Annotated in this window: 11 protein-coding genes and 1 tRNA gene; 6 read left to right on the top strand and 6 right to left on the bottom strand. The window is 61.7% G+C overall.

Annotated elements, in window-relative coordinates; genetic code table 11:
* Positions 1–93: 93 nt before the first annotated feature.
* Positions 94–170 (bottom strand) — tRNA-Arg (locus M8997_RS07075).
* Between the two features lie 244 nt (positions 171–414).
* On the opposite strand from M8997_RS07075, the gene M8997_RS07070 reads away from it, so the two are divergent.
* On the top strand, positions 415–1,674 hold the full coding sequence (locus M8997_RS07070) for a serine hydrolase (RefSeq protein WP_250019225.1): 1,260 nt from the start codon (positions 415–417) through the stop codon (positions 1,672–1,674).
* Between the two features lie 20 nt (positions 1,675–1,694).
* Here the strand turns inward: M8997_RS07070 and M8997_RS07065 are convergent, their stop codons facing one another.
* On the bottom strand, positions 1,695–2,789 hold the full coding sequence (locus M8997_RS07065) for an acyltransferase (protein WP_250019224.1): 1,095 nt from the start codon (positions 2,787–2,789) through the stop codon (positions 1,695–1,697).
* Between the two features lie 170 nt (positions 2,790–2,959).
* Between M8997_RS07065 and M8997_RS22240 the strand changes: the two genes are divergently transcribed.
* Complete coding sequence (locus M8997_RS22240) at positions 2,960–3,109, top strand: MJ0042-type zinc finger domain-containing protein (RefSeq protein WP_371929555.1); 150 nt, start codon at positions 2,960–2,962, stop codon at positions 3,107–3,109.
* Positions 3,045–3,671 carry a superoxide dismutase gene (locus M8997_RS07060; protein WP_371929554.1) on the top strand — a complete coding sequence of 209 codons (627 nt, stop codon included), beginning with the start codon at positions 3,045–3,047 and terminating at the stop codon, positions 3,669–3,671. Before M8997_RS22240 ends, M8997_RS07060 begins: the two co-directional genes overlap by 65 nt.
* 43 nt (positions 3,672–3,714) lie before the next feature.
* Here M8997_RS07060 and M8997_RS07055 read toward each other — a convergent pair whose 3' ends face one another.
* Together M8997_RS07055 and M8997_RS07050 are read right to left on the bottom strand one after the other, a co-directional pair.
* Complete coding sequence (locus M8997_RS07055; RefSeq protein WP_250019222.1) at positions 3,715–5,226, bottom strand: aldehyde dehydrogenase family protein; 1,512 nt, start codon at positions 5,224–5,226, stop codon at positions 3,715–3,717.
* 89 nt (positions 5,227–5,315) lie between these two features.
* Complete coding sequence (locus tag M8997_RS07050; RefSeq protein WP_250019221.1) at positions 5,316–6,713, bottom strand: VOC family protein; 1,398 nt, start codon at positions 6,711–6,713, stop codon at positions 5,316–5,318.
* A 119-nt stretch (positions 6,714–6,832) separates the two neighbouring features.
* Here M8997_RS07050 and M8997_RS07045 point away from each other — a divergent pair, with 119 nt between their 5' ends.
* The 3 genes from M8997_RS07045 (at position 6,833) to M8997_RS07035 (ending at position 10,062) form a co-directional block, all read left to right on the top strand.
* Positions 6,833–7,735, top strand: coding sequence for a LysR family transcriptional regulator (locus M8997_RS07045; RefSeq protein WP_250019220.1), 903 nt, complete (start codon positions 6,833–6,835; stop codon positions 7,733–7,735).
* Between the two features lie 116 nt (positions 7,736–7,851).
* Entirely contained in the window at positions 7,852–9,135 is a 1,284-nt protein-coding gene (locus M8997_RS07040; protein WP_250019219.1) for an FAD-binding oxidoreductase, read from the top strand.
* Between the two features lie 66 nt (positions 9,136–9,201).
* Positions 9,202–10,062 carry an endonuclease/exonuclease/phosphatase family protein gene (locus M8997_RS07035; RefSeq protein ID WP_250019218.1) on the top strand — a complete coding sequence of 287 codons (861 nt, stop codon included), beginning with the start codon at positions 9,202–9,204 and terminating at the stop codon, positions 10,060–10,062.
* Here the strand turns inward: M8997_RS07035 and M8997_RS07030 are convergent.
* Together M8997_RS07030 and M8997_RS07025 are read right to left on the bottom strand one after the other, a co-directional pair.
* Positions 10,034–11,494, bottom strand: a complete 1,461-nt coding sequence (locus M8997_RS07030) for a phospholipase D-like domain-containing protein (RefSeq protein WP_250019217.1) — start codon at positions 11,492–11,494, stop codon at positions 10,034–10,036. The genes M8997_RS07035 and M8997_RS07030 overlap by 29 nt on opposite strands.
* 73 nt (positions 11,495–11,567) lie before the next feature.
* Positions 11,568–13,067 carry a HAMP domain-containing sensor histidine kinase gene (locus M8997_RS07025; RefSeq protein WP_250019216.1) on the bottom strand — a complete coding sequence of 500 codons (1,500 nt, stop codon included), beginning with the start codon at positions 13,065–13,067 and terminating at the stop codon, positions 11,568–11,570.
* Positions 13,068–13,255: the final 188 nt, after the last annotated feature.

Here is a 13,255-nt window from a genome sequence, read left to right as displayed (position 1 = left end):
GGCTATCAGTATTAGGAAATCATCCACGTCGATGCCGACGCTGCGGCCACCACGCTGATCAGCAGTTCTCAAATAGCCATATCGAGGAATATTTGGCGCACCCGACAGGATTCGAACCTGTGACCTCTGCCTTCGGAGGGCAGCACTCTATCCAGCTGAGCTACGGGTGCATGGGCCGCGAAAGCTCGCATGCGCGAAGCGGTTCTAGCCGATGCTGCGTTCCGCATCAATGGCGAATTTCGCTTAACGCATGAAACCCGCAGCCGTCGCGGGCAGGCAGGGCAATTCCCGTTGCGTGCCGGGCGTCGGCGTCGGTCGTCACTCATCCACAGCTTGCATGGAGGGAAGCGACACACGCCATTGAACATAAGCACTGAAAAAGACACACTTGTTCCAGCACAGAGGAGAGGTGTCATGTCAGGAACGAGTGTTGCAACAGGCCGCAGCAGCCGCGGCTGGAACCGCTTGAGGAAGGCGGCGCTGGTGGGGTCGGCATTTGCCGCGATGGCGCTGCCCGCGGCTGCACAGGACTATCCGCATGCGGGGGAGAAGATCGGCACGGTCGAGCAGATCTATGACGGGGCGATGCTGCCTGATCTTGCCGTCAGCACCTACCGCAACATAGACAGGCTCTTTCCCACCCGCATGATCAAGGCGGGCACGAAGCCTCACCCCTTGCCGCAAGCCGACAAGCAGCTCGGCGATGTCCGCTTCAAATATGAGGGCAAGGATTACGACCTCTATGACTTTGTGGCGCTCGACAATATCACCGCGATGCTGGTGCTGAAGAATGGCAAGATCGCCTATGAAACCTACCAGCGCGGCAATAGCGAAAAGACGCGCTGGATGTCGATGTCGGTGGCGAAGTCGATCAGTTCCACCTTGGCCGGCATCGCCATCAAGGAAGGGCTGATCAAGGGCCTGGATGCGCAGGTGGTCGATTACGTGCCGGAGCTGAAGGGCAGCGCCTATGACGGCGTCAGTGTCAGGGACGTGCTGATGATGTCGTCCGGGGTCAAATGGAACGAGACCTATACCGATCCGCAATCGGATCGCCGCGCGCTTCTGCGGGCGCAGATATCGCAGAAGCCCGGTTCGGCAGTGGAGTTGATGGGAAAGCTGCCGCGCGCCGCCGAGCCCGGTACGGTCAATACCTATAGTACCGGCGAGACCCAGATCCTTGGCGAGATCGTGCATGGCGCGGTGAAGAAGCCGCTGGCCGACTATCTGTCGGAGAAGATCTGGCAGCCCTTCGGCATGGAAAGCGATGCGAACTGGTGGCTGGATTCGCCCGATGGCGTCGAGATCGGCGGCAGCGGCATCAGCGCGACGCTGCGCGATTACGGGCGGTTCGGGCTGTTCTTCCTCGGCAATGGCGTGATCGACGGGAAATCGATCCTGCCGGATGGCTGGGTGAAGGAAGCAACCACCCCGAAGACATTGAAGGGCGGGGCCAAGCTCGACTATGGCTATATGTGGTGGACGGCCTGGACCGAGCCTTCGATCAAGCATGGCTCGTTTTCCGCCATCGGCATCCATGGCCAGAATATCTATATAGACCCGGTCGAAAACGTCGTCATCGTCACCTTCGGCGCCCAGCCGAAGCCTGTCGGCAAGGAGCCGATAGACCCGAACGCGTTCTTCGACGCGGTGGTCGAGGCGCTGAAGGATTGAGTCGCGATGCGGCGGGATGCTCAGCCGACGCGGTTGAGTATCCTGCCGAGCGGAAATCTGGCCGGGATCATGCGTTCGGAGAGTTCGCGCAGAATCTGCCGCAGCTTCGGCATCAGCGGGCGCTCGAAATAATAGGATACCAGCCAGGAAACGAAGAGCAGCAGCGCGATCAGCGCCACGAGCGGCAATGTGCCCGTGAAACCGGTCCCGAGCTGCTGGATGGCGATATAGCCGATCTGCTGGTGCAGGAGATAAAGCGGATAGGTCAATCCGCCGAGGAATGTCAGCCAGGCTGCCGGCAACAGGGGACGGTCGGCAAAGGCCGCCACGGTGAAGAGGCCATAGCCGCCGAGCAGCGTCAGCGCGGCCACCGACGGTTCGAATGTGACGCCGACGGCGTCGGTTATGGCGCGGGTGCCGACGATGGTCGCGATCATCGAGTGGGCAAAGGCTGCTGCCAGGAGCAGGCGCGTGACGATGCGCCCGTCGCCGCTTCGGATACGGTAGATCAGGATGCCGGCGGCGAAGAAGCCGCAGAATTCCGTGATGAACAATTGCCGGAACGTGGCGACGTTCAGCACGAATTCGGCAATGGTCGAAAATCCGAGCCAGATGGCGATGATCGCCAGCTGGTAGCGCTGGAACAGCCCCAGGGTCAGCAGCACGAAGACCCAGAAATAGAAGACAAGCTCGAGCGTGATCGACCAATAGGCGCCGTCCATGTATTTCTGGCCGAAAGCCGGGGCCATCATGGTCAGATTGGCGAGATATTGCTGCGAGCCGGTGTAGAAATGCGGCGCGCCGAAGAGCAATGTCACCAGCGCCGTCAGGCTCATGATCAGCGCGAATGTCGGGTAGAGCCTGGTGAAGCGGGCAATGGCGAATTCGAGGGCGGAGCGGCCATTGGCGGAATAGGCGATGACATAGCCGCTGATGAGGAAGAAGACGCTGACGCCGAGATAGCCATATTGCGCCGCACCGATCATCCAGCCGCTGCGCTCCACCGCCGGTATGGTTTGCATGACCGGGCCATGGAAGACGAAATGGAACAGGACGACGGCCATGGCCGCGACGAGACGCAGGCCATCGAGGTTGTAAATCCGTTGCCCGCTCATTTCTCTCTCCGGATTGCGTGCCGAGACGCGGATGATTAGGCGCGTTTATCGCCACGGGGGCAAGGATTGGGCCGCTAATCCATTAGACGTAAGTCGCATCCTTGCAACGCCATTCGATCCGCCCGATGATCTTCATGGAACCGATCGCCACGAATTTCGGTTGAAGGCATATCCCCCGACCATCCAAGGAGAAGATTCATGCAACTCAATCGCCGCCACATGCTGGCCGTGTCCGGTGCGGCCGTTGCCGCCACATTGTTCGCTCCCGCCGTGCGCGTGCGGGCGGCAGCTCGCTTCGAGCAGCCACCGCTGCCCTATGATGAACAGGCTTTGGCTCCGGTCATATCGGCGAGGACTGTCGGGCTGCATTTCGGCAAGCATCATGCGGGCTACTTCAAGAAGCTCAACACCCTGTCGGAAAACACGCCCTTCGCCGAATTGCCGCTGGAAGAGGTGGTCGTTCGCGCCAGCAAGGAAGACAAGGCCGATATCTTCAACAATGCCGCGCAGGCATGGAACCACAATTTCTACTGGATGCAGTTCAAGGGCGGGCCCGCAGCGGCGGACGGCGCCTTCGGCGACGCGGTGAAGGCTTCATTCGGCAGTATTGACGAAATGCAGAAGCAGATCGTCGCCGCTTCAGACAAGGTCTTCGGCACCGGCTGGGTCTGGCTGGTGAAGGATGGCGATGGCCTCGCCATCACCGGCATGCAGGATGCGGGCAATCCGCTGGCGGAAGGCAGGAAGCCGTTGCTGGGAATCGATGTCTGGGAACACGCCTATTATCTCGACTACGAGAACCGGCGCACGGAACATGTCGATGCGGTCTTGAAGAAGCTGGTCAACTGGCAGTTCGTCGGCGAGCAGTTCCAGGCCGCCTGACAGGCCGGGGCTCCATGCGTTCGCGCGGAGCCCCTCGTCATCATCAGTCGATGTCGAAGGACACGCCCTGTGCCAGCGGCAGGGCGGTCGAGTAGTTCACCGTATTGGTGGCGCGGCGCATATAGGCCTTCCACGCATCCGAGCCCGACTCGCGTCCGCCGCCGGTTTCCTTCTCGCCACCGAAGGCACCGCCGATTTCGGCGCCCGACGTGCCGATATTGACGTTGGCTATGCCGCAATCCGAGCCATCCGCGCCGAGGAAGCGTTCCGCTTCCTGCAGGTTCAGGGTGAAGATGGAGGAGGAAAGCCCCGCCCCGACGGCATTGTGGTCGGCAAGCGCCTGGTCGAAGTCGGAATATTTCATGACATAGAGGATCGGCGCGAACGTCTCTTCAAGCACCGGCCCTTCATGCTTCGGCATTTCGACGAGGGCAGGGCGGACATAATAGGCGTTGGCATGTTCCGTTTCGACGCGTGCGCCGCCGGTGGCCTTGCCGCCATGCTTTGCAGCCTCGGCCAGCGACTTTTGCATATTGTCGAAGGCAGCCTTGTCGATCAGCGGGCCGACCAGCGCCGAAGTCGTCAGCGGACTGCCGACCGATACGCTCTCATAGGCCTTCTTCAGGCGCGGAACGAGCGCATCATAGACGCTGTCGTGAACGAAGAGGCGGCGCAGCGTGGTGCAGCGCTGGCCGGCCGTGCCCATGGCGCCGAATGCTATGGCGCGCAGCGCCATGTCGAGATCGGCCGAGGGACAGACGATGCCGGCATTGTTGCCGCCGAGTTCGAGGATCGACCGGGCAAAGCGCTTGGCGAGGCGGGGTCCGACCTCGCGGCCCATGCGCGTCGAGCCCGTTGCCGAGACGAGTGCGACTTTCGGATTATCGACGAGGGCTTCGCCGACGCTACGGTCGCCGATGATCGTCTGGGCCAGCCCGGACGGAACTTCGCCGAAACGCTTGGCGGCCCGATCAAAGATCGCCTGGCAGGCAAGGGCGGTCAGCGGTGTCTTCTCGGACGGTTTCCAGACGACTGCATCGCCGCATACGAGCGCGAGGGCCGTGTTCCAGGACCACACCGCGACGGGGAAATTGAAGGCCGAGATGACGCCGACGACGCCGAGCGGGTGCCAGGTTTCCATCATGCGGTGGCCGGGCCGTTCGGTGGCTATGGTCAGGCCGTAGAGCTGGCGGGAGAGGCCGACGGCGAAATCGCAGATGTCGATCATCTCCTGCACTTCGCCGAGACCCTCGGAAGGGATCTTGCCGGCTTCGATGGAAACGAGACGCCCGAGATCGGACTTATGGGCCCGCAGTTCCTCGCCGAACAGCCGGACGAGTTCGCCGCGCTTCGGCGCCGGCACCAGCCGCCACTGCCTGAAAGCCTCCTGGGCGAGGTCGATGGCCTTGTTGGTATCGTCGAGCGAATGGACTGCCACATCGGCGACCTTCTCGCCGCTGACCGGACTGAACGAGGCCATAGAGCCGCCAACATAGGCAGATTCCGCCACGCCGAGCTTGGCGAGGAGCGTTTTTACGTCTTGAGCAATGGTCATTTGGTACCCTTGATTTCACACTTTGATGGATTGGCAGGGCTTTTATCAGCCTTGCCGCATTTTTTAAACGGCTGTCCCGGCCGATACTGTCAGCTTGCCAGGGCGACGGGGGAGAAATGCCGCAGGCAGGCTTCGACGGAATCCTTTTCCAGCCGGGCATAATGTTCGAACTCGTCGAGAACCGCCGCGCCGAGATGCGCCTCGAACTCTTTCTGGCTGGGACTTGCCGAAAATTGCTGGCTGGCGCCGTCGCCGAGGTTGGACTGGAAGATTCCCGCCGCGCTTACGGGAAGGAAATCCTCGTAGACGATGGGGTCGAATTGCACGGCACCGAGCGCGATCAATGTTTCGAGGTCCGAATTGTCACCGGTCGAAACCTTGGCGCCGCTCACAGGACTATAGCGGAAATATCCGAGACCCTGTTCGCGGATGGCCGCCCAGTCATCGGGGAAAGCCTTGAACGTGTTTGCAAGCGCTGAAATATAGGCTTCCGCATTTGAACCATCTGCCGCAGGGCGGGCAAGCTTGCGGGTCTCGGTCAGAAGCCGGTCATAGAGCGCGCGCCCTTTTGGCGTCAGCGCTATGCCGCGCTGCTCGATTTCGCCGAAACGCGCCGTATGCGAGCCTTTCTCCCATTCGCCCGTCGCATTGCGGAACGAAACCTGCTCTTCGAGCGCCTTGAATGACGTCTGGCGCAGCAATATCGGGCAAGTGCGGCTGGGCGGACCTTCGATCACCGCCTTCGGCGCTATGCCATGATCCGGCATGAGTTCCTGCACGGCGTCGATGTCGAGCGTGCGCGGCGTGAGATGGTTGATGTGCGGGCCCTTGAACGAAACGACATCGGCGACGAGACGATGCGCATCGTGCAGGCGGCGGTAGAGATCGCTGCTCACGCTCGCCTGGTCGTGCCAGCGGAACGTCTCGATGATCTCCTTGACGAAGCGCGCCGCATCCTCCTCGCCGAGGCCGCCTTGCGCTTCGGCTTTTTCGACGAGCTCAAGCGCGCCGGGCGTGAAGATCCGCCTTGCCTTCAGGGTCGCCGCCGCCTCTTCGCGTAGCGCCGCATCCCCGATCAGATCGAGCCGCAGGAGCGAGGTGAAGACGCGGAACGGATTGATCTTCAATGCCGCATCGCCAACGGGACGGAAAGCCGTCGAATGGACGGGAACGCCCGCTTCGCTCAAATCATAATAGCCGACCGGGTACATCCCCATGACCGCAAAGACCCGCCGCAGCATCGACAGTTCTTCCGGAGTCCCGACGCGAATGGCGCCGTGGCGCTCTTCCGAGATGCGATCGAGCGTATCGGTCTGCTCGAGGCGCTGCTTCAGTCCGGGCTGCGTGTCCAGGGTCCTGCTGTTCACTTCGGCGACGAGCGACAGCAGCGTGCCATAGGCCGGCACTTCACTACGATACATGGCCGACATGGCGGAGGAGAATGCCCCGCGAATGGCATCGGCGCTGATATGGCGATCAGATTTCATGGAATGTTCCGCATAGTTTGTGTGAGAGGATATCTATCCTGTCATGCTCGATCTGGATTATATAAGGAAACGACACCAGCATATGACGACGATTCAAACTAGGTTGATGCGAGGCCAGAATGAAGTTGAGCAGACGCCTGATACCCGACATTGATATTCTGCAGACGTTCGAATGCGCCGCCCGCCATGGCAGCTTCACGCAGGCCGCAAAGGAGCTCAGCCTGACCCAAAGCGCCGTCAGCCGCCAGATGAGCGAACTGGAACATCAGATCGGCGTGCTGCTTTTCGAACGCATCCGCCAGCGCGTGGTGCTTTCCGATGCGGGACAGAAGTTCCTGCCCGAGGTCAGGCGTCTGCTGGGGCTGACGGAGGAGACGATGCTGCGCGCCATGGCGGCGTCGCAATCGGCGTCATCGCTGAGCATAGCCACCCTGCCGACCTTCGGCAGCCGCTGGCTGATGCCTCGGCTACCGGCCTTTCTGAAGAATCACCCGGAAATGGCGCTCAGCGTCGCCTCGCGCTCGCAGCCCTTCGATTTCGAGGAGGAGCCTTTCGACCTTGCCATCCATTACGGCCAGCCGGTCTGGGCCCATGCCGTCTGCACCTATCTTTGCAGCGAATCGATCGTGCCGGTCGGCAGCCCGGCTTTGATCGAGGAGAACCCGGTCGAGACGCCCGTCGCGCTGGCGAGTTCCGCGCCGCTGCTGCACCTTTCGACCCGGCCAAAGGCCTGGGCGTCATGGTTCGAGATCCAGAATGCTGAGGTCGTGAGCCCCTATAAGGGCCACCGTTTCGAGCATTTCTCCATGGTCATCGAGGCGGCGCTCGCCGGACTAGGCTACGCGCTTCTCCCGCGCTACCTCATCGAGCAGGAACTGCAATCGGGAACGCTTCGGGTTCTTTTCGACCAGCCATTGCAGACGGAGAACAGCTATTATCTCGTGGTGCCGGACCACAAGAAGGAAAATGCGCTCGTCCAGAGCTTCATCGGCTGGATCGTCAACGAGGTCGGGCCGCAATAGCATCGGTTCATTCCGCTTGTGCATCACATCGTCAATGATTTTCATTTCCGCCGCCGGGACGTCGTTCTATAACGGCATTGGCGGCGAGGCCGCCCTTCAGCAATTTCTGGTGACACATGCTCAATGACGACCGCTCCCACGGCCTGTGGGAAAAGACAGCCCCTCCCGCGCCGGAAACGCAGCGGCTACGCAGCGATCTATCCGTTGATGTCGCCATTGTCGGTGCCGGCTTTACCGGGCTGTCGGCGGCGCTTCATCTTGCGGAAGCCGGCGCGAAGGTCGCCGTTCTCGACGCCGCGGAGATCGGCTTCGGCGGTTCGGGCCGCAATGTCGGTCTTGTGAACGCCGGGATGTGGGTGATGCCCGACGACCTGCCGAAGGTGCTCGGTTCGCTCCACGGCGAAAGATTGCTGCAACTCCTCGGCGATGCGCCGAAATCGGTTTTCCATCTCGTCGACAAGCACGGGATCGAATGCGAACTCGAGCGCAATGGCACGCTGCACTGCGCCGTCGGCGAAAGCGGCTTGCGGCAGCTCGAGGAACGGACCAGGCAGTGGCAGGCCCGCGCTGCCGATGTCACGCTGCTGGATGCGGCGGAGACTGCCGCCAGGGTCGGTTCGGGCGCTTATGCCGGTTCGCTGCTGGACAGGCGTGCCGGTACGATCCAGCCGCTCGCCTATGTGCGCGGACTGGCCCGCGCGGCGATGGCGGCGGGCGCGGCGGTCCATACGGACACGAGGGTCACCGCCACCGAAAAGTCCGGCGACCGCTGGCTCGTACGCACCCCGGAAGCGAACGTCACCGCCGATTGGATCATCATGGCCACCAATGCCTATACGACGGCGCCATGGCCACAGCTGCGCGCGGAAATCGTGCATCTGCCCTATTTCAACTTTGCCACCAAGCCGTTGACGGCCAATCTGCGCAAATCGATCCTGCCGGAGCGGCAGGGAGCATGGGACACGAAGGAGATACTCAGCTCGTTCCGCATGGACAAGGCCGGCCGGCTGGTTTTCGGCAGCGTCGGCGCCCTGCGCGGCACCGGCATGGCAGTGCATCGCGCCTGGGCCGCGCGGTCCATCCGCAAATTGTTTCCGCAACTGGGCGAAATCGAGTTCGAGGCCGGCTGGTATGGCAAGATCGGCATGACCAGCGATCATCTGCCCCGTTTCCATGTCCTGGCGCCGAAGATCATCAGTTTCAACGGCTATAATGGCCGGGGAATTGCGCCCGGAACTGTTTTTGGACGCGTTCTGGCAGAGCACATCACCGGCACGACGACAACCGACGAGCTGCCGCTTCCCGTCAGTGCGCCGGGCGACGAGAAGTTCCGCTCGGTCAAGGAAGGCTATTACGAGGCCGGTTCGCAGGTCGCGCATCTCGTCGGAAACAGGTTCTGACCGCTTTGCGGCCGGACGACGACGTCTTTGCTTGCCAATCAGGGGATGTGGACCTATCTCTTGTGAATGGACAGCAAGAAGCCTGCGCGGCAGTCAAAGCCCAGCGTGTCAGCCAGCATCCTAGCGGCCGTCAGGAACCGCCACAGACGCTCCGCCACCATCGAGCGCGCGCTGCGTGGCGACCTGCTCATCGCCTCGTACAATGTTCACAAATGTATCGGTGTCGACAAGCGCTTCGATCCTGATCGGGTGGCGCGGGTGATCGGCGAGATCGGCGCCGACATCATCGCCATACAGGAAGCGGACAAGCGCTTCGGCGAGCGCAGCGGTCTCCTCAACCTCGAGCGGCTGCACCGCGAAAACAGCCTCATCCCGGTTCCGGTGACTTCTCTCTATCCGCAGGGCCATGGATGGCACGGCAATCTGCTTCTGTTCCGCGAGGGCGCGGTGCGGCGGGTGCAGCAGCTGGTTCTGCCGGGGCTCGAACCGCGGGGCGCGCTTGTCGTCGATATCGATGTCGCCACCGGCCCCTTGCGCATCATTGCCGCCCATTTCGGCCTGCTCAAACATTCACGGCAGCAGCAATCGGAAGCAATCCTCAATGCGGTTGCCGCAGACCCGACGCGGCCGACGCTGCTGATCGGCGATCTGAATGAATGGCGTGTCGGCAAGGGATCGTCGCTGCATTTCCTCAGGCCGATGTTCGATCCGGCCCGGAATGCGGTGCCGAGCTTCCCGTCGCGCTTTCCGGTGCTCGCGCTCGACCGCATATTGGGCCATCCGCATGAACTCGTCAGCGCCATCGAGGTGCATGACACGCCGCTCGCACGCGTGGCGTCGGATCACCTGCCGATAAAGGCTCACATCGCGCTCAAGGATGCTCTGCCGGCGCTGGCCGTTACAGATAGGGCGAGCCTAGCCAGATAATCCGGTCGATGAGGCGCACCCAGAACGAGCGCGCGCGCAATTCCTGCAGCAGAACCGGGGTTGCTCCCTCCATGGCGTGCTCGACGAGATGGACGACGTGGGCGGCGAATTCGGCGTCCAGAACTTCGAGATCGACCTCGAAATTAAGGCGCAGCGAGCGCGGGTCGAGGTTTGAGGAGCCGACATAGGCCCAGGTGCCATCCACCGCCAAAAGCTTCGAATGGTTGAAATTGCCGCTTGCGCGCCAGATCCGGCAATGGCTCTTCAATATCTGGTCGAACTGCGCCGTCATCGCCCTATCGACCAGCTTGAGATTGTTGATCGAGGGGATGACGATATCGACCTCGACTCCGCGGCGGGCGGCGGTCACGAGCGCACTGATAAGCTCGCGGTCGGGCAGGAAATAGGGCGACATGATGCGAATATGGCTCTGGGCGATGGAAAAGGCGCCCATCAGCATGCGGTGATTGGCTTCGAGGCTCTTGTCGGGGCCCGAGGGCACGGCACGGATGAAGACGCGCTCCCCCGGCTGCTTCTCCGGCGTGGCGATATGCCAGGCTTCGCCGGCAAGCCGTTCTCCAGTGGCAAAGCGCCAGTCCTCGGAAGCGATGTGGAACAGGTCGGTGATGATCGGCCCGGTCAGTTCGAAATGCGTATCGCGGGCATTGTCCTCGCCGACGATCTCCGCCGAAAATCCCGCACGGATATTCATTCCGCCGGTAAAGGCCTTCCGGCCATCGATGACGATGATCTTGCGGTGGGTGCGAAGATTGGCATAGGGGAGCCGCAGCCCCATGATGATGTTGCCATTGAAGACATCGACCCTCACGCCGCGCCTCGACAGATAGCCGACAATGCTGGGTATCGAATATCGTGCGCCGACGGCATCGATGAGCACGCGCACCTGGACGCCGCGCTTTGCTGCGGCGATCAGCGCATCGGCGAAGCGCAGCCCGATCTTGTCGCGGTCGAAAATATAGGTTTCGACCAGAATGCTGCGTTTCGCGGCATTTATCGCGTCGATCATGGCGCGATAGGCGTCATCGCCGCTTTGCAGCATGGTTATGTCATTGCCTGTCGTCAGCTTGCAGCGGCTGACGCGGTCGCCAAGGGTCTTCATCGCGGCGAAGCGCTTCTCGAACCGGTCGAGCACATTCTGCTCGCTCGCATCGTAGCGGAGGAATTGCCCCTGGCCGATTTCGTGCAGAAAGCGGCGCTGGGAGGAGATAGAGGAGCGGCGGATGCGGTTTATGCCCACCACCGCATAGATCAACGCGCCGATGACCGGCGACAGGACGATCACGCCGACCCACCCGATGGCGGCCCGCACCTCTTCCTTGGTCATGGTGGCATGGATGGCCGCCGGCACCCCCAGTACGAATGAGAGCACGAAGAGGATTTGCGGCCAGTAGGTCGGGAGGTAGTCAGACATCGATGCTCAACTCTAGAGCCTTTCACGGTTGAATAGAAGCGGCACGGTTCCGGATGGCACAGCCATGAAGGTTCTAATGCGAGGCGGTATTGCGGCGCGAGCGCCACTCCGTGAGTGACACCGGCTGGTCTGGAATCCTGATCTCGAAGCTCGTTCCGGGTCCATCGCCGTCGCGCAGTTCGATCGTGCCGCCATGGGCACGCACCAGCTCGTGCACGATGGCGAGGCCAAGCCCGGTGCCGCCGGACCGCGCCGAGCCCTTGAACGCCGTGAAGAGGTTGTCGCGTGCCTTGGCAGGCAGGCCCGGTCCCGTATCTTCCACGCCGATGATCGACGTTGCGCCGATCTGCCCCGCGGTGATCGTCAGGCGCTTGATGATGGCGGGATCGCTCCTTGTATCGGCGGCCATCGCCTCGATCGAATTGCGGCACAAATTCGAGATGACGCGGAAGAACTGGTCGGGATCGACGTCGATCTCGAAGTTTTCCGGCACGAGGTTCTTGAACTCGATATTGGACTTGGCGTCGAGATCCAGCATGTCCTCGACATCGCGCACGATGGTGTGGAGATTGACGCGCCGACGCTGTGGCGGCGCTTCCTGCGTCGCGCCATAGGCGAGGACCGCCTGCGAATAATGCACGGCGCGGTCGATGGTGCGCACCAGCTTGGGAATGAAGCGCTGAATGGCGGGATCGCTGCTATGGGCGAGGTGATCCGACATCAATTGTGCCGATGCCAATATGTTGCGCATGTCGTGATTGATCTTGGAGACGGCGAGACCGAGATCGGCGAGATGTTTCTGTTCCGCAAGCGTGCGCTGCAATTGCCGCTGCATGGAACTCAGTTCCCGCTGCGCGATCCCAAGCTCGTCCTCGCGCTCGTCCGGCGTGATGATCCTTTGCGGATCGTCCGGCGCCTGCGCGAATTCAAGCATGTTCGTCGTCATGCGCTGGATCGGCGTGATCAGCATGCGGCTGATGGCGAGGAAGACCAGCGTGGCGGTGATCACCGAGATGAACAGGGATATCAGCGCCACATTGCGGGCATAGAGCAGCATCGCATTGCGCAATGGCGTATCGGAAGTCAGGAGTTCGATGACCTTGCCGGTGTCGCCGATCGGCCCATAGACGCGGATGACGCGATTGCCGCCATTGATGAGCTCATCGAAGGCGTCGCGGATCATCGTCACCGGGTCGGTCACCGTCATGTCTATGTGCCGCGCCACTTTCGAGGGCATGTCCGCGACCGCGAGCAGCCGCGAGGCGCCTTTCTCACGCAGCGCGATCGCCTTGGTGCCGGTCGCGAGCAATACGTCGTTCTGCACCGATTGCGGCACGTCGTCGGCGTCGCTGGCAGCGAGAACCACGCTCGCCGCGGCGACGGTGTTCAGGCGGTCCGCCAGCCAGCGCATGCGCATGTCGGCGATGGTCGGAACGAAGATCATGATCTCGGCGATCAGCCCGAAAAGCAGCGTCAGGAGCAGCAGCTTGCCGGAAAGCCGCTTCAAGACGGGCAATGGACGCGCCGAAGCGGGCGTGTCGCCATTTTCCGTATGATCCTGAGTTGACGCCATTCATGCTCCATCGACCCGGATTATGTAGGTCTATTGTTTAAAGGCACAATAAATCAGTTCCGGTCTTTTGCCTATTTCGATTCGGTACTGCATCAATTGACTTATCGACCATGCGCCTCTATAAGCCGCGCACGTCCGGGTTGACCGCCCCACGAGACGCATTAGCGGTGTTCGCACCAAATGGCGGT

This window comes from Phyllobacterium sp. 21LDTY02-6 (assembly GCF_023554255.2).
Lineage (GTDB): Bacteria > Pseudomonadota > Alphaproteobacteria > Rhizobiales > Rhizobiaceae > Phyllobacterium.
Note: the sequence above shows the minus strand (reverse complement) of the source record. Positions and strands in the feature narration are given on the sequence as shown.